This window comes from Mesorhizobium sp. M0848 (assembly GCF_040319805.1).
GTDB lineage: Bacteria > Pseudomonadota > Alphaproteobacteria > Rhizobiales > Rhizobiaceae > Mesorhizobium.
This window is the reverse complement of the sequence record NZ_JAMYOM010000033.1, coordinates 1-19,136: the sequence shown is the minus strand read 5'-3', so window position 1 is coordinate 19,136 and position 19,136 is coordinate 1. Positions and strand designations below refer to the sequence as shown.

General features: G+C 63.9%; 20 protein-coding genes. 10 read left to right on the top strand and 10 right to left on the bottom strand.

The genetic code is table 11. The annotated features are described in order from the left end of the window. Window positions 1–49: 49 nt before the first annotated feature. The 8 genes from NKH95_RS29020 to NKH95_RS28980 form a co-directional block, all read right to left on the bottom strand. Window positions 50–541, bottom strand: coding sequence for an alcohol dehydrogenase catalytic domain-containing protein (locus NKH95_RS29020; RefSeq protein ID WP_023809539.1), 492 nt, complete (start codon window positions 539–541; stop codon window positions 50–52). Window positions 542–1,366: 825 nt separating this feature from the next. Continuing rightward, window positions 1,367–2,743 carry an MmgE/PrpD family protein gene (locus tag NKH95_RS29010; RefSeq protein ID WP_352894014.1) on the bottom strand — a complete coding sequence of 459 codons (1,377 nt, stop codon included), beginning with the start codon at window positions 2,741–2,743 and terminating at the stop codon, window positions 1,367–1,369. Window positions 2,744–2,769: 26 nt separating this feature from the next. Continuing rightward, entirely contained in the window at window positions 2,770–3,582 is an 813-nt protein-coding gene (locus NKH95_RS29005) for an HpcH/HpaI aldolase/citrate lyase family protein (RefSeq protein ID WP_023809536.1), read from the bottom strand. Continuing rightward, a complete protein-coding gene (locus NKH95_RS29000; RefSeq protein WP_023809535.1) occupies window positions 3,576–4,418 on the bottom strand; it encodes an HTD2 family dehydratase in 843 nt (280 codons plus the stop codon). Before NKH95_RS29000 ends, NKH95_RS29005 begins: the two co-directional genes overlap by 7 nt. Before the next feature lie 10 nt (window positions 4,419–4,428). Then, window positions 4,429–5,559 carry a CaiB/BaiF CoA transferase family protein gene (locus NKH95_RS28995; protein ID WP_352894011.1) on the bottom strand — a complete coding sequence of 377 codons (1,131 nt, stop codon included), beginning with the start codon at window positions 5,557–5,559 and terminating at the stop codon, window positions 4,429–4,431. Next, window positions 5,552–6,292 carry an NAD(P)H-dependent oxidoreductase gene (locus tag NKH95_RS28990; RefSeq protein ID WP_352894009.1) on the bottom strand — a complete coding sequence of 247 codons (741 nt, stop codon included), beginning with the start codon at window positions 6,290–6,292 and terminating at the stop codon, window positions 5,552–5,554. The genes NKH95_RS28995 and NKH95_RS28990 overlap by 8 nt, the downstream gene beginning before the upstream one ends. A 9-nt stretch (window positions 6,293–6,301) precedes the next feature. After that, on the bottom strand, window positions 6,302–7,450 hold the full coding sequence (locus NKH95_RS28985; protein ID WP_023809532.1) for an acyl-CoA dehydrogenase family protein: 1,149 nt from the start codon (window positions 7,448–7,450) through the stop codon (window positions 6,302–6,304). Window positions 7,451–7,555: 105 nt separating this feature from the next. Beyond that, window positions 7,556–8,491 carry a LysR family transcriptional regulator gene (locus tag NKH95_RS28980; protein ID WP_127267891.1) on the bottom strand — a complete coding sequence of 312 codons (936 nt, stop codon included), beginning with the start codon at window positions 8,489–8,491 and terminating at the stop codon, window positions 7,556–7,558. Window positions 8,492–8,592: 101 nt separating this feature from the next. On the opposite strand from NKH95_RS28980, the gene NKH95_RS28975 reads away from it, so the two are divergent. The 5 genes from NKH95_RS28975 to NKH95_RS28955 all read left to right on the top strand — a co-directional run bounded on the left by NKH95_RS28975 (window position 8,593) and on the right by NKH95_RS28955 (window position 12,589). Then, window positions 8,593–9,165, top strand: a complete 573-nt coding sequence (locus tag NKH95_RS28975; protein ID WP_023809530.1) for a thiamine pyrophosphate-binding protein — start codon at window positions 8,593–8,595, stop codon at window positions 9,163–9,165. Between the two features lie 5 nt (window positions 9,166–9,170). Then, complete coding sequence (locus NKH95_RS28970) at window positions 9,171–9,758, top strand: thiamine pyrophosphate-dependent enzyme (RefSeq protein WP_023809529.1); 588 nt, start codon at window positions 9,171–9,173, stop codon at window positions 9,756–9,758. Window positions 9,759–9,766: 8 nt separating this feature from the next. Continuing rightward, window positions 9,767–11,245 (top strand): aldehyde dehydrogenase, encoded by a 1,479-nt coding sequence (locus tag NKH95_RS28965; RefSeq protein ID WP_352442507.1) that lies wholly within the window; start codon window positions 9,767–9,769, stop codon window positions 11,243–11,245. Between the two features lie 94 nt (window positions 11,246–11,339). After that, entirely contained in the window at window positions 11,340–12,119 is a 780-nt protein-coding gene (locus NKH95_RS28960; protein ID WP_023809528.1) for an SDR family NAD(P)-dependent oxidoreductase, read from the top strand. 20 nt (window positions 12,120–12,139) lie between these two features. Continuing rightward, window positions 12,140–12,589, top strand: a complete 450-nt coding sequence (locus NKH95_RS28955; RefSeq protein ID WP_023809527.1) for a VOC family protein — start codon at window positions 12,140–12,142, stop codon at window positions 12,587–12,589. Window positions 12,590–12,635: 46 nt separating this feature from the next. Here NKH95_RS28955 and NKH95_RS28950 read toward each other — a convergent pair whose 3' ends face one another. Continuing rightward, window positions 12,636–13,289 carry a GntR family transcriptional regulator gene (locus tag NKH95_RS28950; protein WP_023809526.1) on the bottom strand — a complete coding sequence of 218 codons (654 nt, stop codon included), beginning with the start codon at window positions 13,287–13,289 and terminating at the stop codon, window positions 12,636–12,638. Window positions 13,290–13,395: 106 nt separating this feature from the next. Then, the gene (locus tag NKH95_RS28945) at window positions 13,396–14,574 is read right to left on the bottom strand and encodes an NAD(P)/FAD-dependent oxidoreductase (RefSeq protein ID WP_352894005.1); all 1,179 of its coding nucleotides are present in this window, start codon (window positions 14,572–14,574) and stop codon (window positions 13,396–13,398) included. A gap of 203 nt (window positions 14,575–14,777) precedes the next feature. Here NKH95_RS28945 and NKH95_RS28940 point away from each other — a divergent pair, with 203 nt between their 5' ends. From NKH95_RS28940 to NKH95_RS28920, 5 genes are read left to right on the top strand one after another with little or no spacing between them, the layout of a single operon-like run. Then, window positions 14,778–15,980, top strand: a complete 1,203-nt coding sequence (locus NKH95_RS28940) for a pyridoxal phosphate-dependent aminotransferase (protein WP_352442509.1) — start codon at window positions 14,778–14,780, stop codon at window positions 15,978–15,980. Between the two features lie 8 nt (window positions 15,981–15,988). After that, entirely contained in the window at window positions 15,989–16,438 is a 450-nt protein-coding gene (locus NKH95_RS28935) for an acetyl-CoA carboxylase biotin carboxyl carrier protein (protein WP_023809523.1), read from the top strand. Between the two features lie 5 nt (window positions 16,439–16,443). Beyond that, window positions 16,444–17,817 carry an acetyl-CoA carboxylase biotin carboxylase subunit gene (gene accC, locus NKH95_RS28930; protein ID WP_023809522.1) on the top strand — a complete coding sequence of 458 codons (1,374 nt, stop codon included), beginning with the start codon at window positions 16,444–16,446 and terminating at the stop codon, window positions 17,815–17,817. Next, window positions 17,807–18,196, top strand: a complete 390-nt coding sequence (locus NKH95_RS28925; RefSeq protein WP_023809521.1) for an acetyl-CoA carboxylase biotin carboxyl carrier protein — start codon at window positions 17,807–17,809, stop codon at window positions 18,194–18,196. Before accC ends, NKH95_RS28925 begins: the two co-directional genes overlap by 11 nt. 37 nt (window positions 18,197–18,233) lie before the next feature. Continuing rightward, window positions 18,234–19,007 carry a LamB/YcsF family protein gene (locus NKH95_RS28920; RefSeq protein ID WP_031212611.1) on the top strand — a complete coding sequence of 258 codons (774 nt, stop codon included), beginning with the start codon at window positions 18,234–18,236 and terminating at the stop codon, window positions 19,005–19,007. Window positions 19,008–19,136: the final 129 nt, after the last annotated feature.

Genomic DNA, 19,136 nt, shown 5'->3' with positions numbered 1-19,136 from the left:
CAGCCGGCGATTCAGGCGCGAGCCGGCACGGGATCGCGCACGGAGTGGATCACCTTGTCGGCACCGAAGCGTAGCGCCCGCTCGAGGCGAGCTTCATCGATGTCGGCCACGATGCAGCGGGCACCATGCATTTTGCCAACCTGCAGCACCGTGACGCCGACGGTTCCGGCACCCTGATCAGCAGTATCACAGAGCCACAGCCGGTGCGGTCGAGGACGTTGGCGGCAATCGAAATCGGTTCGGCCAGCGCCGCCAGACTGAACGGCATGTCGGCCGGAATTGGAATGGCATTATGCGCCGGGACGGCGACGAAGTTACGGAAACCGCCGTCGCGATGGACGCCGATCACTTCGAGGTGGGCGCAGACATTGGAACGGCCGATCCGGCAGGGATAGCAGTGGCCGCACGACACCACGGGGTCGACCACCGCGCGGCCTCCTCCCACGGCAACGCCGGTCACATGGCGTCCGAGCGCGGTGACGGTGCCCGCGAACTCATGGCCGATGACGCGCGGATAGAACGGCGAACGGATTGGAGCCATGCAGGATGTGAATGTCGGAGCCACAGATGCCGGCACGGCTGACGTGAACGACCACTTCGCTGGCGCCGGGCTGTGGCATGGCGCCCGGCCGGATTTCTAGCGACTGCGGCGCGCTGACAAGAACCTCAGCATGAACACTCCAGCTAAGTATACTAGTCGACAATTGCCATGGCTAACAGATCGTCAAGTTGGTGCGCGACCAGAGGCCTCCTGATGAGGCGATCGAAGCGGAACGGGCCGGGGATAATTGGACAAGCGTTTCGGCGCTTCTCGCCTAGCGACGTCGTCGAGTCTCCGATGGGACATGCCAGACTTGTAAAACGTCCGCTAGGGCCATCCCGAAGTCGCGAAGCTGTCAGTCAGGTTCCGGCCCCATTTCCGCCGTTCTGGACCCTGCTCCCAACGTTCGTAAAACGAGGTCAGCTATGGTCGGCAGTTTGGGGTCGCGGGAGCATACGAAACGATACGGGAAGCTTTCAGATTCTGGCCCACGAAAAACTCAACAAAACCAAGGATTTTAATATGCCCTCCGGGCCCACCATTATCGTCAAACTGCTTTACAACACAGGGCGGCGCGAAAGGAATCGAACTGCCCGTTATGCGCTCGTTCGCAATTGACGACCCAAATTCAGTAGCGTTTGTTCAATCTTCGCAAATGGCAGCAATGCGCTTCAAGTCGGCCGTTCGACACTGGGTGATCTCCCGAAAGCTGACATCGCCTCTGAAGTCAACTGCGGTCGCTCCTGCGCACGCCCCATAGCACGACCGGCCGCGGGCAATTCTCCATCCGTTCGGGCGGATGCAGTCCTTCGGCGCGATAGCGGGCTAACTCTCAGCAAATATATGCGCCGTGCTTCCGGGCTGATCGAGTCTCCAGATGCGGGCTATACACGCGCGCATCTCGTCGGCGGTGGCGCCGCCTCGGAATTCAGCGAGGCGTACAGCCTTGGCTTCCAGTTCCTGTTTCGAAAGGGTGTTGCCGGGATCTCCCTTGGGCTCGTCGACGCGGGCATTGAATTTGCGGCCGTCAACGGTCGTGACGCTCACCTTGCCGACCCATTGCTTGGGATAAAGTCTGTCGATCTCGGCGTCGAACTCCATCCGCACCTTGGCGCGGAAACGGGCGACGCGCGTGTCGGCAAGTGCTTGGTGTTCGAACGCGTCGAGATCGGCGACGCCATGGACGGCGATGAGGCCCAACACTGTGCCCATGGAGAACTTCGCCTGGTGGACGGTTTGTGGAATGACCACCGCGCCCAGGACATCGATGGCTCCCTGATGGACATGGGTTACCACATCAGCGATGTCGTCCGGACCGAGCCCCTCGCCGCGCATGAGAAGCTGCAGCGCATCAGCGGCCGGATGGGTGTGCCGGCAGGCGGCGTGCCATTTGAAGGAGGTCTCCTCGGTTGCCCAACGGCTGCCGAGGCCGTCCGTCAGGCGGGCCGGATCGGCGTCGCTGGACATGCCTGAAGCCATGCCCTTTTTCCCTTCGAGGATCTGCGCGGCCCCCTTGAAGCCATCGCGTGCCAGATAGGCAGAAAACAGGCCGTTGGCGGCGGCTCGCGCCGTATGAAGCTGCTTGGAATCGGCGGCATCGCGCAAGAATTCCCAGAGCCCTGCCGCCTGGGTGCCGGCGGAGCCGAGAGCATGGTTGAGACCGGCTGCGTCCAGTCCGATCAATCTGCCGACCGCCGCGGCCGCGGCGACAGCGCCAGCGGTGCCGGTGGTGTGGAATATCTCGTAGTGCGAGCGTCCGAGGAATTCTCCTACGCGGATGCCCACTTCATAGCCGGCGATGCAGGCAGTCAGGACGTCGCGGCCGGTCTTCCCCTCAGCCTCGGCAACCGCCAGGACCGCCGGAAAGATCACGGCCGCCGGGTGAAAGACCGAGCCGTTGTGAACGTCGTCCTGTTCCACGATATGGGAGGCCGCCGCATTGACCATCGCCGCGAAATAGGGGCTTGTGCGCCGCCGCGTCGGGATGATGGTGCTTGGGCCGTCCGCCGGCCCCATGGCACGCGCAAAGCCGTCGATGATCTCGACCTGGTGCGCACCCTTGCCGGCCAGCGCCGAGCCGAGCCAGTCGATCATCAGTCCTTTCGCGAAATGAACGACGCGCGGCGGGATCTGTTCGAAGTCGAGTTCGGCGATGAACGAGCAGAGCCTGGCGGTCGGCCAATCGGCGGTGTCCGTGCTCATCTGTTGCTCCTCCTCTGGCATGCCCTTTAGACCAAAGCGGCCCGGCGCAGGACCTGCCTTGCACGTTCGATGACCGGCCGATCCACCATCTCGCCGTTCACCTGGCTGGCTTCGCCTGATGAGGCCGCGCCAATGATGTCGCGTGCCCATGTGATGTCATTTTCGCTCGGGCGAAAGCCATTGCGAATCGGCTCGATCTGCCTCGGATGGATGGCCATCTTGCCGCCAAAACCCATCTTCATGGCGTGGCGGGCGTCATCCTCCGTGATTTCAGGATTGCTCAGGTCGGTCGTTACGCCGTCGATCGGCGCGGCCCGGCCAGCGGCGCGCGAGCGCCAGACGATTTCGCTGCGAGCCGCAAGCAGGATCAGCCGATCATGCGCGCAACCGAGATCGAGCGAGAAGTCGACCGAGCCGAAGGCGACGGCAACGACGCCGGGCGTGGCCAATATGTCCGGCAGATTGGCAAGGCCGACAGCACTCTCGACCAGCGCGATGACGGAAACGCTGCGTGCCATGTGCCTGGTCATATCAGTAATGTCTTCCGGCCGCTCGGCCTTGGGCAGCATGACGGAGACGCCGTCGAGGCGCCGCACGGCATCGATATCCACTTCGTGCCAGGGTGTGCCGACGGCGTTGATGCGAACCACGACCGCGGATGTCAGCACGGCTGCATGGGCAACGACTGCTTCCCGGGCGCGCTCCTTGTCGCCAGGGGCGACGGCATCCTCGAGGTCGAGAATGACCGCATCCGCGCCGCTGCTGTCGGCCTTGGCAAAGCGCTCCGGCCGCGAGCCGGGTACGAAGAGCGGCACCACAGGCGTGACGAAGCTCACCATTGCGCCGTGGCCTTCACCGTCACATGGCCGTCGGCCGACCGTACCTCGAGGGCCATGCCATCTTGGCCTCGGGATGTTGCGCTCAAAAGCAGGCGCTGCGGGCCGGTCGCGGGATGCACGCCGCGGAACGAGAAACGGCGCGGCGACGTGCCGGCAATGGCGGTGGCGAAGTTCATCAGCAGCGTCGCCTGCAACGGGCCATGGATGACGAGCCCGGAATAGTGCTCGACCGTCGTGGCGTAGGGCGCGTCATAGTGGATGCGGTGCCCGTTGAACGTCAGCGCGGAATATCGAAAGAGCAGCACGGGATCGACGTTGATCGTGCGCTCGTGCGATGCGGCCAGGGGCGAATTGGCCGGCGGGGCAGGGGTCGCCGCAGCAGCTTCGGCGGCGCGATAGACGATGGTCTGGTCCTCCTCGATCACCGGACCGGAATCGTTGGCAATGTCGTGCCGGACCGTGACGAAGGTGAGGGGGCCGCTGCGGCCATGCTTCTCCTCTATGGCGGTCAATGTCGAGCGGCGGCGGATGGGGTCGCCGGAGCGGATCGTCGCCATGAAACGCACGTCGCTGGCAGCCCACATGCGGCGCGGAAGCGGCACCGGTGGCAGGAAGCCGCCTTTGGCCGGGTGCCCGTCAGGTCCGAGTTCACGCATGGCGGCAATGTCCGGCGTCAGGCACCAGTGCAGTCCTGGCGGGGCCGCGCCCTCGGCAGTCTGCGCCGCGTGGTCCCCAAGCGTGGCGCCAAAGCTGGCCAGCAGGCGCGGGGTGACAATGTCCTCGACCGTGTGTGTGCGTCCAACCCATTCCTGCAGCGTGGTTATGTCCAGGCTCATCAGGTCCTCGTCAGGCGGCGAATTCGGACCGGATCCGGTCCGTATCGGCGCCAAGGGCGGGAACGCTGGGGACCGTTGCGAACCCCTCCGACCGCCCTGCCGGCATCGGCACGGAGATGCGCCTGCCGTCCGGCAGCGCCACCTCTGTCCGGCGCAACGCCTTGTGGTGCGGCAGGTCGTTCATTGCGCTCACCCGGCCCCAGGCGATCTGCGCCTCGTTGAGACGGTTTATAGCCACTTCGCAGTCGATTGCCGCGAAGATCGGTTCGATCTCGGCGTCGAGTGCCGTGCGATTGGCCACCCGCCAGGCATTGGTGGCGAAGCGTTCGTCGGCGAACAGATCCTGCCTTTGCAGCACGAGCGTGCAGAAGCGCTTCCATTCATTGTTCTGCTGGATGGACACGACCACGCTGCCATCCCGACAGGCATAGGGTCGATAGGGGTAGATCGAAGCGTGCGCCAGGCCATATCTCTGGGTCTCACGGCCCGCATATTCGTAGTGCAGCAGCGGCACGGTCATCCAATCGGCCATGGCGTCGAACATGGCAATCTCGACAATGCGACCGCGCCCAGTCTTCTGGCGCGCCAACAAGGCTTCGAGTATCGCTGCATGGGCATTCATGCCGGTGGCGATGTCGGCGGCGGAAACCCCGACCTTGCTCGGCGTGTCCGGTGTGCCGGTAACGGCGCAGATGCCGCTTTCGGCCTGCACCAGCATGTCGTAGGCGCGCATGGCCGCGTAGGGCGTGTCCTGCCCGTAGCCGACGATGTTGATGGCTATCAGCCGAGGAAACTCTTTCGCAATTGTATCGGCCGAGAGGCCGAGCCTGTCGATGGCGCCCGGCACGAGATTCTGCACGAGGACGTCGGCGCGCGCGACCATCCGGCGCAGGAGAGCCAGGTCGTGCTCGGTCTTCAGGTCGAGCACCGCGCTCTCCTTGCCGCGGTTGAGCCAGACGAAGTAAGCCGACATGCCCTCCACTGCGGAATCGTAGTGACGCGCGGTTTCGCCTTCCGGGCGCTCGATCTTCACGACGCGTGCGCCGGCATCGGCAAGGCGGACCGTGCAGAGCGGAGCGGCGACGGCCTGCTCGATCGAAACGACAAACAGGCCCTCCAGTGGGCGGGCGCCGTCAGACATTGCGCTGCACTCCCGAGCGCGCCAGCACACCAGGCTTCAGCCGCTCGTTCTTGCCGTAGTCCTCGGCTGCGTGGAAGAACAGATGCGGCGTGCCATCAATGTCCTCGAGCCTCTTGCGGTAGGCTTCCAGATAGCCCTTGCGGCCATCGTCGCCGACACGGCCCGGCATATAGGCGACGAAGGGCGGCAGCACGTCGAAGCCGGAATAGCGCAGCAGACCATTGTGGATCGGCCACAGCACCGTGAGGATGTCGCCGTCGATGCCATCGGGCGCGTAGGTGTCGGCCGACGTGCCCGTGGTGGCGGCCACCATGGCGAGCTTTCCCCTGAACATGCCGGTGTCGTATTTGCGGCCCGGCATATAGGCGAAACCGCGCGCGAAGACGCGATCGGCCCAGCCCTTGAGCATTGCAGGCATTCCGAACCACCAGACCGGGAACTGGAACAGCACGAAATCCGCCCGCTTCACCTTTTCGACCTCGGCGTTTATGTCGGCCGCGAGTGCGTCGGCCTCGTAGGCGGCGGTCTGCTCGCGCGGCAGGCTGAAGAAGTCTGGATCGTTGCGCTCGCCCGATATGTCGCCCGGCCCTGCGACAGGATTGAAGCCCATCGCATAGAGGTCGCTGACAACCACGTCGTGGCCGGCGCGGGTCAGGGTTTCCACGGCGAGATCCTTCATGGCGCCGTTGAAGGATTTTGCTTCCGGGTGGGCGTAGACGATGAGGACGTTCACGGACGACTCCTAGTAGGAACGCGGCAGTCCAAGCACGTGCTCGGAAAGGTATGACAGGATGAGGTTGGTCGAGATCGGCGCGACCTGATAGAGACGCGTCTCGCGGAACTTGCGCTCGACATCGTATTCTTCAGCGAAACCGAACCCGCCATAAGTCTGGATGCAGACATTGGCGGCTTCGTTCGAAGCGTCGGCCGCCAGCATCTTGGCCATGTTGGCTTCAGCGCCGGGGTTCTTGCCGGCCTCGTAGAGGCTCAGCGCCTGGCGCACCATCAATTCAGCTGCGCGCATGTTGGCGTAGGCCCTTGCGATCGGGAACTGGATGCCCTGGTTCTGGCCGATTGCCCGGCCAAACACATGCCGCTCCTTTGCGTAGGTGCTGGCCTTTTCGATGAACCATTTCGCATCGCCGATGCACTCGGCGGCAATCAGGATACGCTCGGCGTTCATGCCCGAGAGGATGTAGCGGAATCCCTTTCCCTCTTCGCCGATCAGGTTTTCGACCGGCACGCGCAGATCGTCGAAGAAGACTTCCGTGGTGGCATGGTTCATCATGGTGCGGATCGGCCGGATTGTGAGGCCGTTGCCGACGGCTTCGCGCATGTCGACGATGAGGACGGAGAGGCCGTCGGTCTTTTTCATGCCGTCCTTCAGCGGCGTGGTCCGCGCCAGCAGCAGCATCAGATCGGAATGCTCGGCACGGCTGGTCCAGATCTTCTGGCCCTTGACCACGAAATGATCGCCGTCGAGGCGAGCAGTAGTCTTGAGCGCGCCGGTGTCGGTGCCGCTGCTCGGTTCCGTGACGCCGAAGGCCTGCAGGCGCAATTCTCCTGTGGCGACCTTCGGCAGATATCGCTGCTTCTGGGCTTCCGAGCCGTGGCGAACAAGCGTGCCCATCGTGTACATCTGGGCATGGCAGGCGCCACCATTGCAGCCGGCGCGCTGGATTTCCTCCAGCACGGCAGCGGCGGCCGAAAGCGGCAAGCCCGAGCCATCATAGGCCTCCGGGATCAGGATCGAGAGCCAACCGGCCTGCGTCAGCGCTGCGACGAATTCACCGGGGTAGGTCATGTCCCTGTCGAGTGCGCGCCAGTATTCTCCGGGAAAGCGCGCGCACAACCTGGCGACGGCATCGCGAATGTCCTGGTAGTGTTCCATGAGGTTTGTCCGGCTTTTCGTCTTGCTGCAGGCCTCACTATCGCGCCTCGACGCCCTATCCGCAATGCAAGGCAGGCGTGAGCAGATATAACGAAATTCAAATGCTTATGGCGGAGGACCGAGAAGCTGGCCAACCCAGACGGCCCGCCCGACAAGATCCTTGGCGATGTCCTCGATCGCTTGTCCGGCAAACCGCGCCAGCCGCGAGGCAGGCCGGTCCGCCGGGTATGCAAGGATCAGGCGGCGCACGGGCACCGGATCGATCAACGGCGCGGCGGTGAGCAGCCCGGCGGTCACGTCGGCATGGATAGGAGCGAGCGGCAGGATCGTCCAGCCATGGCCGTTGCGCACTAGGTCCTTCAGCGCGGAGTATGAGTCCGCTTCGATGCCGACATCGAGCGTGATGCCGGCATCCGTGGCGCAGCGTTCGACGATGATGCGCAACCCGTGCTTGATGCTGGGCAGCAGCAGGCGCTTGCCCGCGAGCGAGGCGAACGATACGGCGCGCACGGTTGAAAAACCCGCGTCCGGCGGTCCGATCAGGAACAGGTTTTCCAGGAGCAGCGGGCGCGAGCGCAGCGAACGCGCCATGCGCGGGTCGTAGAGCACCGCAACGTCCACCTCGCCGCGGTGCATCCAGTCCAGCAGATAGCCGGTGTAGGCACTGACAAGCCTGAGCTTGGCCTTGGGATGGGCCTTGCCGAAGGCGGCCGCCAGCGGTAGCGAAATAATGTCGGCAACGGTGGGCGGCAGGCCGATGGCCACTTCGCCGGTTAGCGGCGCATCGGCGGGCGTGGCCGTGGCGCGGATCTCGTCGATCTCGGCCATCACGCGCATGGCGTGCGCCAGCACCTCCTTGCCCTGCTCAGACAGCACCATGCCGCGTCCATGGCGCAGGAAAAGGGCAAAGCCCAATTCCTCCTCCAGCATGCGCACCTGCCGGCTGAGCGCCGGCTGCGCAATGTGCAGCCGGTCGGCGGCCTTGCTGAGGCTGCCGAGTTCGGCGACGTGGATGAGCGTGCGTAGCTGCGATAACTCCATGAGCTATCGAATATCATTATATCTGATCACAATAAAGGGACGAAGATTAGATTGGACAGCCGAGGTAACCTGGTTCCAATCCAAATTCCCGGGGGTCCAAGGTGACGGCGAGCATAGAAGCAAAACATCCGCAAGCGGCAGCACTTGCAGCCGCTCCGGCGGCGTCTGAAAAGCAGTGGCCGGATCCGGTCTATGACGTGCTCAAGGCCGCCGGCATCAGCCAGATGTCCTACGTGCCCGACGCAGGCCACACCACATTGATTGAGCGCTTCAGCACGGATCCCGAGGTTGTCACCAATGTGCTGACGACGGAGGAGGAGGGCATCGCCATTGCCGCAGGCTCCTGGCTCGGCGGCAAGCGGAGCGTCGTGCTCATGCAATCCTCAGGCGTCGGCAATTGCATCAACATGCTGTCGCTTCCCGTGCAGGCGCGCTTTCCCCTGCTCGTCCTGGTGACGATGCGAGGCGAGTGGGCCGAGTTCAATCCGTGGCAGGTGCCAATGGGGCAGGCGACGGAGGCCTCGCTGAAGGCGATCGGCCTCAGGGTGCTGCGCGCCGAGACCGGTCCCGATCTCGTGGAGACGGTGGCGCAGGCAGCCTTGATGGCTTTCGACGCCGACCAGCAGATTGCCGTGCTGATCGGGCAGCGGCTGCTCGGCAAGAAGAAGTGGTGAGCGACATGAATTTACCGACGATGGACCGCCGGGTTGCGGTGAAGAAGCTGCTTGACGCCCGCGACGGAGCCCTGGTCGTGACCGGTCTCGGCTCGCCGAGCTACGACGTGCATGCTGCCGGTGACCGCAACGACAACTATTATCTGTGGGGCGCCATGGGCGGTGCTGCGCTGATCGGCCTGGGGCTTGCCCAGGCCCAGCCGCAGAAGCGGGTCATGGTGATCACCGGAGATGGCGAACAGCTCATGGCGTTCGGTTCGCTGGCGACGATCTCGGTGGCGCGGCCGAAAAATCTCGACCTGATCGTGCTCGACAATCAGCATTTCGGCGAGACCGGCATGCAGTCCAGCCATACCGGCAAGGGCATTGGTTTCGACAAGGTCGCGGCCGCTTGCGGTTTTTTGAAGACCGCCGAGCTGCGTACGCTGGAGGAGGTCGACACGCTGTGTGAAGAGCTTCGGCATCCGGCCGACGGTCCGCGCCTTTTCGTGCTGAAAATCACCGCCGAGAACCTGCCGCGCTCGCTGCCGCCGCGCGACGCGGTCGAGGTCAAGAACCGCTTTCGCGCCCATCTGGGCTTTACCACCTGTTGAGGACCGATATGGCGCTGGTCAGTTTCCAGAACACGGTCGGCGGTCGGTTGCAATCGACAGCCGATACATTCGAGAGCCATGATCCGTTCACCGGCAGGCCCTGGGCGCTGATTCCGCGCGATGGACAGGCCGAGGTGGATGCCGCCGTAGCCTCCGCCAAGGCTGCTTTCCGGTCGAAGGAGTGGGCCGGGATCACGCCCACCGCGCGCGGCAAGCTGCTCGTGCGGCTGGCTGAGCTGATCGCGGAGAACGCGGATCGCATTGCCGCCATCGAGACGCGCGACAATGGCAAGCTGCTCACCGAAATGACGGCACAGCTGCGCTATATCCCGGAATGGTTCCGCTATTTCGGCGGTCTTGCCGACAAGATCGAAGGTGCGGTGCTGCCGATCGACAAGGCTGGCATGTTCGCGTTCACCCGCCACGAGCCGCTGGGTGTCATTGCAGCGATCGTGCCCTGGAATTCGCCGCTTTTACTCCTGACATGGAAGCTCGCGCCGCTGCTGGCGGCAGGCAACACTGTCGTCATCAAGCCGTCGGAACACGCCTCGGCCTCGACGCTGGAGTTCGTGAAACTGTTTGCGCGGGCAGGCTTCCCGCCCGGCGTGGTCAACACCGTTACCGGCATGCCGCTTGATGTCGGCGCGCCACTCGTCTCTCATCCCGACGTCGCCAAGATCGCCTTCACCGGTGGTGAGCCTGGCGGGATCGCGGTCTATCGAGCGGCTGCCGAACAGCTAAAAGTCGTCACGCTGGAGCTCGGCGGCAAATCGGCCAACATCGTCTTCGACGACGCCGACATCGAGGGCGCGGTCAACGGCGCGATCTCAGGCATCTTCGCCGCCAGTGGCCAGACCTGCATCGCGGGTTCGCGGCTGCTGGTGCATCGCAAAATCCACGACCGGTTCGTGGAGAGCGTCATAACGCTGGCGGCCAGCGCTCGACTGGGCAATCCGGCGCTGCAAGAGACGCAGGTCGGGCCGATCACCACGCAAGCCCAGCGCGAGAAGGTGCTGTCCTATCTCGGCATCGCGCGCCGCGAGGGTGCGCTTTGCGTGCTGGGCGGCGGCAAGCCGGCCTCGGGTGAATTGGCCGAGGGCTGGTTCGTCGAGCCCACCATCTTCACTGGCGTGAACAACACCATGCGGATCGCGCGCGAAGAGGTGTTCGGACCGATCCTTTCGGTCATTCCGTTCGACGACGAGGAAGAGGCTTTCGCCATTGCCAATGACAGCCCCTACGGGCTGGCGGCAGGAATATGGACCAGCGACATGGGCCGGGCGTTGCGCGGCGCGGCCGCAATGGAGGCGGGGATGGTCTGGATCAATTCATACCGTGCCGTCTCCTACATGGCGCCCTTCGGCGGCTACAAGAGGAGCGGTATCGGGCGCGAAAGCGGGCAGGATGCCATCAATTCCTATCTGCAGACCAAGACGGTGTGGATAGACACCGCCGGCAAGACCGCCAATCCCTTCGTTATCCGCTAGGCTAGGCTTCGGTGGGAGAATCCCCATCCGTAGCCAAGCTCGGCCCATACTCCTTGAGACGGTGGCCGACTTACAAATGATCGAAGGATTGGACATGAGACAGGCAGGCAAGGTGGCGGTTGTCACAGGCGCGGCGCGCGGCATCGGACGCGCTTGCGCGGAACGCTTTTTGGCCGAAGGCGCGAAGCTCGTGCTCGGCGACATCAATGCCGTGGAGCTAGAAAAATGTGCCGCTGAAATCGGCACCACCGACAGCGTCCTGGCGGTCGTTACGGATGTCAGCAAGAAGGAACAGATCGATGGGCTGATTGCAGCGGCGGTGGCGAAGTTCGGCCGTGTCGACATCATGGTCAACAATGCCGGCATCGCTCCGGTCCAGGACTTTCTCGACATCACAGAGGCGGACTACGACAGGGTTCTCGCCGTCAATCTGAAGGGCGCGTTCATGGGCACCCAGGCGGCCGCCCGCCAGATGATCGCGCAAGGTGGAGGCGGCGTCATCATCAACATGTCGTCGATCAATTCGGGCCTCGCCAACCCGCGTGTCGCCACCTACGCGATCTCCAAGGGCGGCATGAACCAGGTCACCAGCACCGCGGCCGTCGCCTTCGCTCCCCATGGCATCCGTGTGGTCGGTGTCGGCCCGGGCACCATCGCCACGGACATGGTCATGGACGGGACATTCATCGATTCGGAAGAAATGAGACGGGCGGTCCTTTCGCGTACACCGCTCGGGCGCCTCGGCACGGCAGCCGAGATCGCCTCGGTCGTGGCGTTCCTGGCCAGCGACGACGCTTCCTACATCACCGGCGAGACGATCTACCCCGACGGGGGGCGCCGCGTGCTGAACTATACGGTCCCGATCAAGGAGTGAGAAGAATGGGGAGTGACGACATGGGTAATTTCGAAAAGCTGCATCACATCTGCATCGTCGTGCACGATATCGACAAGGCGCAGGCCTACTACGACTCCATCGGCATCGGGCCATGGGAGCCCTATCCGCCGCTGGCTGAATACGAAGAACTGCAGGTCCCAAGCCCCGAGGGTTTCAAGGCGATGCAATATCGGATTTGCAACTTGCCGAACGTTCAGCTGCAGCTGTGCCAGCCGAACGGCGATCCTTCACCGCAGCGAATTCATCTCGACAGCAAGGGTGAAGGTGTCTTCCATATCGGCTTCGAGGTTCGTGATGCGGACGCAGCCGAAACCAAGGCGAAAACCGACGGACTTGCCGTGCTGATGCGCGGGCGCCGGGAAAACCGCACCGGCTTCACCTACTACGACACAGCCGACAAGGCAGGCGTGATCCTGCTGACCCGGGCGACCAATCTGCCCGGCAAATGATCTTCGCGCGAAGGATTGGGGCTGGACAAGGAGACGGGGCGACTGATCAGCTGCCCCGCAATTCCTCAAGCCGGTCGACCAGGAATTTGCCGCTGGTGATGATATGCATTTCCAAAAGGCCGACGGCGCGCAGCGTATCCTTGGCTTCGCACAGGTCGATGAGCTGCCAGTGGTCGCGGTCGGACTGGGCCTGGATTTCGGTGAGCGTCACCATCATGCGCGTGTAGCGTTCCAGCTGCTGGTAGATGCGCCCGACCAGTTCGATCGTCGCCTTGCGGCCGGACGGCGCGTAGAGCGCGGCGTGGAAGTTCCAGTTGAGCTGGTTCGAGTACTCGCCTGTCTTGCCCTGCTCCTGGTGCTGCTTTGCGCGCTCGCGGGCCAGCGCGAGGTCTGCCTCCGTCATCCTTGGAATGGCCAGGGCTAGCAGCCATGTTTCGATCCGGGCTCGCAATTCGTAGAGCTCGAGAATCTCGTCCAGGGAAATGGAGGTAACGACGGCGCCCTTGTGGGAAACCAGCGTGACGAAGCCTTCCGAATGAAGCTGATGCAGCGCCTCTCGCACCGGAATTCGGCTGACGCCGAACTCGGTGGCCAGATGCTCCTGCCGCAGCTGAAAGTTGGCCTCGTATTCGCCGATCAGGATCTTCTGCCTGATGGCATCGGCGACCTGGGTCGAGATGGTTTTCTTCTGTACGAGCATGAATCAGCCTGAGGCGGCCGCCGTGTTTGTTGACTGGCGCCGTTTTGATTGAAGAAGTGGACGCATAGCACCGTTGTCACTGCGATGCCATGTCGCCCGTTTCGCTTCAGTAGACATGTTCCTCGATAGGCTGATTGCCAGCGATCCGTTCGTAGCGGAAGGCCGAGAGGTCGACAGATCGGTACTCGCCGTAGGCAATGAGGTCGCTGACGCCCGACCCGGTCGCCGCCGCGTGCATCATGCCGTGGCCGCTGAAGCCGGTGGCCAGGACGAAGTTCGAGATCTCGGGATGCCGGCCGATGATGCCGCTGTGGTCGAAGGTGTTGTACTCGTAGAGCCCCGCCCAGGCGCGCAGCATGCGCAATTGTTCGAAGCCTGGCACACGATAGGCGAGTGCTGGCCAGATCAACTCGTCGAACAGGTCGTAGTCCACATCCAGGCCGAAATCGTCCGGGTCGTTCTCGCGTACCGGTGGAATACCGCACAGGAAGAGCTGACCTTCCGGCCGCAGCCAGAGGCCGCTTGTGTCGAAGATGAAGGGGCAGTTCTCGATCCTTGCCGGTGTTTCGAAGACGAAGACGCATCGCTTGCTCGGGACGACCGGTAGGTCGGCGCCGGCCATCCTGGCAATGCCCGCGCTCCATGGCCCGGCCGCGTTGATCACCGTGCCGGCGGCAAGCCGGTCGCCATTGTCCAGAACCACTTCGCCAACCTTGCCGGGAGACGCCATGGTCAGTCCGGTCACGGTCGCGGCAAGATAGTCCACGCCCTGCGTGCGTGCCTTGCGGCGGAATGCCTGCATCAGGCCGGGGCCGTCGAACCAGCCTTCGCTGCCAAGGCCGAGCGAGCCAAGGGCGAGATCGTCCGTGTTGAGCCACGGGAAGCGTCGTGCCAGATCGACCTGCTCGATCAGTTCGGCGTCGACGCCCATGCCGCGCTGAACGCGATTCTTGGCACGCTGCGCGTCTGCCCGCTCGGGTGTCGCCAGCACGAGGTAGCCGGGCTCATGCAGGCCGATGTCGGCCAACTCGTCGCCGATGGCAAGCCGCGTCTTTACCTGGCGCAGGAAGTCGATGCTGAACTTCGACATGGCAATGTTGGGCGCCGTGCCGAACTGCTGGCGGATGGCGCTGGTCGACAAGGAAGACGAGGACGCCGTGTAGTACGGGTCCCGCTCGATCACCGCGATCCTGCCATCGAAATCCGGATTGGCTGACAGAAAGTAGGCGATCGAGCTGCCGACAACGCCACCGCCGACGATCACCACATCATAGTTTGTGCCCATACCAATCGCGTTCCCTATCTCGAATATCATCCGTGGCGACAAGGATTGGATACTTTCCCCTATCGGCCCACCACCAGAATGAGACATAACCCGGTCTTCGATGCAGAAAAAGAGGTTTGACGTGAAAAACAGAATACATTATCCAATTTGTAACAGATATCACCTGCCCGGCAACGTCGCGGCAGCCATGCCGAGGATTTCCCGTGGGCCTGATCGCTCCCCGTCTCGACGTCATCAAGCCAAGCCCCAGCATGGCGGTCACCGCGCGGGCAATCGAAATGCGCTCGGCCGGCATCGACGTCATCAGCCTGAGCGCCGGCGAACCGGATTTTCCAACGCCACCGCACATCGTCGAGGCGGCCTACGAGGCGATGCGCAGGGGGGAGACGCGCTATACGGCGGTCGACGGCACCGCCGCGCTGAAGAAGGCGGTGGCCGGAAAATTCAGGCGCGAGAACGGCCTCGATTACAAGCCTTCGCAAATCAGTGTCGCGGGCGGCGCCAAGCAGATCATCTACAACGCCCTGCTGGCAACGCTGGCCCCCGGCGACGAGGTGGTTGTCCCAGCGCCCTATTGGGTTTCCTACACCGACATCGTCCTGCTCGGCGAAGGCAAGCCCGTGGTCGTTCCCTGCACGGAGCCGCAGGGCTTCAAACTGACACCGCAAGCCCTGCGAGCCGCGATCACCGGGCGCACCAAATGGCTGCTGCTCAACACGCCTTCCAACCCGACAGGCGCCGTCTACAGCCGCGACGAACTTGCGGGGCTGGCGGGGGTGTTGCTCGATCACCCGCATGTGCACGTTCTGACCGACGACATCTACGAGCATATCCTGTTCGATGGACGAACCTTCCATACCATCGCCGGCGTCGAGCCGAGGCTGAAGGACCGTACGCTGACAGTGAACGGGGTGTCGAAGGCCTATGCCATGACCGGCTGGCGGATCGGCTATGCCGGCGGGCCGGAACCGCTGATCCGCGCCATGGCGACCGTGCAGAGCCAAAGCACGTCCAACCCGTCATCCATCTCGCAGGCCGCGACCATTGCCGCACTGGAAGGTCCTCAGGACTTTCTTCGCCCTCGGGCGCTCGAATTCCAGGCACGGCGCGACCGCGCTTTGGATCTGCTGCGCGCGATTCCCGGTCTCACCTGCCGGACGCCCGAGGGCGCCTTCTATCTCTATCCCAATTGCTCGGCCCTGATCGGTCGTCGCCGCCCGGACGGCACTCCTATCGGCAGCGACGACGACTTCTCGCTTTACCTGCTCGATCAGGCGCGGGTCGCGGTGGTGCAGGGCTCTGCCTACGGCCTGTCGCCGCATTTCCGCATTTCCATAGCCACGTCGATGGACCTGATCGAAAAAGCGATCGGGCGTATCGCCGAGGCTGTCGAAGCGCTGCGGTAGGGCCGGCGATGGATCTCGACTTCGTCCAGAAGCTGATCGAATTTGTCTCGCGTTCGCCCATTGCCGAGTTGGAGATCGAGCGCGATGGCGTTCGTATCCGCATGTCCAGGCAGGGGGTGCTGGCGCAATCCGCGTCGCAGCCTTCGCCGCAGTCGGGGTCAGCCGCCGGCCCTGCCGTCTTCACAAATCCGGCTTCGACAGCTCCGCCCATCGCGCGGCATTCGATCCGCGCGCCGCTGACCGGCGTGTTCTACCGTTCCGGCACCGAAGGCGAACCGCCGCTCGCTTCGGTTGGCGATGTGGTCGTGGAAGGGCAGAAGGTCGGTGTCCTCGAAGCCATGAAGACGTTCAACGTCGTGGAATCCGATCGCGCTGGGCGGATCGTCCAGATCGCGTTGGACGACCATGCCGCCGTGCAGTCCGGCGATGTGCTGTTCGTTCTCGAAGATTTGGGCTAGCGGCGATGTTCGACACCGTCCTTATCGCCAACCGCGGTGAAATCGCGCTGCGCATCCTGCGCGCCTGCCGCGATCTCGGATTGAAGACGGTGGCAGCGCACTCGGAAGCCGACGCGAGCCTTCGCCATGTCGCGCTGGCGGACAGGGCGATCTGCATCGGGCCGGCTGCGGCGACGGAGAGCTATCTCAATATCGCCGAGATCATCGCGGCCGCGCAACTCACCGGCGCGGGCGCGATCCATCCGGGCTATGGTTTCCTCTCGGAAAACGCCGCCTTCGCCGAGGCCGTCGAAAATGCCGGCCTCGCCTTCATCGGGCCGTCGGCCGCGGCGATCCGCACCTTGGGCGACAAGGTCTCCGCCAAGCGCACGATGATCGCTGCCGGCGTTCCCTGCGTTGCAGGGTCGGAGGGGGCGCTGCCGCAGGACGAGCAGGCAGTGCGCGCCATTGCCGAGGCCATCGGCTATCCGGTCATCGTCAAGGCGGCGGGCGGCGGCGGCGGGCGCGGCATGCGCATCGTGCGCGAGCAGCGCGCTCTGTTGGAAGCCGTTTCGATGGCGGTGAAAGAGGCGGACCGGGCCTTCGGCAACCCGCAAGTCTATCTGGAGAAATTCCTTGAGCACCCGCGCCATATCGAGATTCAGATTCTGGCGGACAAGCATGGCAAGGCGGTGTGGTTAGGCGAGCGGGATTGCTCCATGCAGCGCCGCCACCAGAAGATCATTGAGGAGGCGCCGGCGCCCGGCATCGCCCGCGAGGCGATTGCCGAGATCGGCGAGCTGTGTGCCCACGCATGCCTAACCATCGGCTATACAGGCGCGGGCACGTTCGAATTCCTCTACGAGGACGGGCGCTTCTCTTTCATCGAGATGAACACCCGCGTGCAGGTGGAGCATCCCGTCACGGAACTTGTCACCGGCATCGATATCGTGCGCGAGCAGATCCGCATCGCCCGGGGCGAAGCCCTGTCGTTCAGCCAGGAAGACATCCGCATCCAGGGCCACGCCGTCGAATGCCGCATCAACGCTGAAGATCCCTACAGCTTTCGCCCGCATCCGGGCCGGGTCGAGCGCTGGACGCCGCCCGGCGGCCCGGGAATCCGCGTCGAATCGCATCTCTACTCCGGTTACACCGTGCCGCCGCACTACGATTCCCTGGTGGCCAAGCTGCTGGCGCATGGCGCGACGCGGGCCGAGGCGATCCGGCGCATGAGCGGCGCGCTGGGCGAGATGGAGGCTGTCGGCATCGCCACCAACGCGCCGCTCCACGGCCTCCTGATGGAGGAGCCCGGCTTTGCCGCCGGCGGCTTCGATATCCATCATCTTGAACGTCTCATTGAAGGCGGTCTGCTCCAGGGACGAGGCGGCGATGACGGTTGAGGAGCTCGAAAGGCTGGCCGGCTGGTGTGTTAGCGCCGGCATCGGCGAGATCGAAGTGTCGGAGGCCGGCTTTTCGTTGCGCCTGCACATGCAATCCGTTGTTCCCTCGACACCCGCGGCCGAAGCCCCGAAGGCCGAAACGGTCTTCAAAGGCGTGCGCGCGCCCGGCGTCGGCGTGTTCCGTCTCGATCATCCAACGACCGGTCGGCCGGTTGCCGACCCTGGCCAGGTGGTTCGCAAGGGCGAGACGGTCGGCGTCCTGCAGGTCGGCCCATGCCTGAAGGCCGTGCTCGCGCCGGTAGACGGCGTGCTGGGCGCGGCGCTGATCGAGGATGGAGCGGTCGTCGGCTACGGCACGCCGCTCTACGAGCTGGTGTGAAGCAAAGGCGATGGTTCGAACCACTGAGGAAAGCGCCATGGCGGCCCAAGGATTGCAGGTCGATATCAATTCCGACATGGGCGAGGGTTTTGGAGCCTACAGGCTCGGCGACGATGCGGCGATCCTCGACATCGTCAGTTCCGCCAATGTCGCCTGCGGCTTTCATGCCGGCGACCCCGAGATCATGGCTGCCACCTTCTCGATGGCGCGCGACAAGGGCGTTGCCGTTGGCGCGCATCCGAGCTTCGCCGATCTGTGGGGGTTCGGACGCCGCATCATTCCGCATTCCATGGATGAGATCGAAAGGCTGGTCGCCTACCAGATCGGCGCGGCGCAGGCGCTTTCCGCCTATGCCGGCCACCCGATCCACTATGTGAAGGCGCATGGCGCGCTAGGCAATCTTACCCAGACCGATCGTGGCGTCGCCGAAGCGGTGACGCGCGCGGTCAAGGCCGTCGATCCCGGCCTGATCTGCCTGGTCATTGCGCTCGGCTTCCAGGACAGGATCGCGCGCGACGCTGGGCTGACGGTCAGGTCCGAGATATTCGCCGACCGCGCCTATACGGAGGAAGGCTTCCTTGTTTCGCGCAAGCTGGAAGGCGCTGTCATCCACGACGCCGAGAGGGCAGCCGAACGGGTCGTCCGAATGGTCAAGCAAGGCGCCATCGAGACGCTTTCCGGGCAGATGCTGCGGACGCCGATCGATTCGATCTGCGTCCACAGCGACACGCCGGCTGCCGTCGCCATCGCCGCGCATGTCAGGAGACGGCTTGAGGCAAGCGGCGTCAGGGTCAGAGCGTTCGCGGCCTAAGCGACCGAACGGTTACGCGGCCGTGCCGAACGGCACCGCCGCGGACGTTTTACAACCAGACGTCGGGGTGGCGGAGGCCCGCGGGGTAATGGTCATTCGGGTCGAGGCCGTACTGGGCAATGCAGGGAA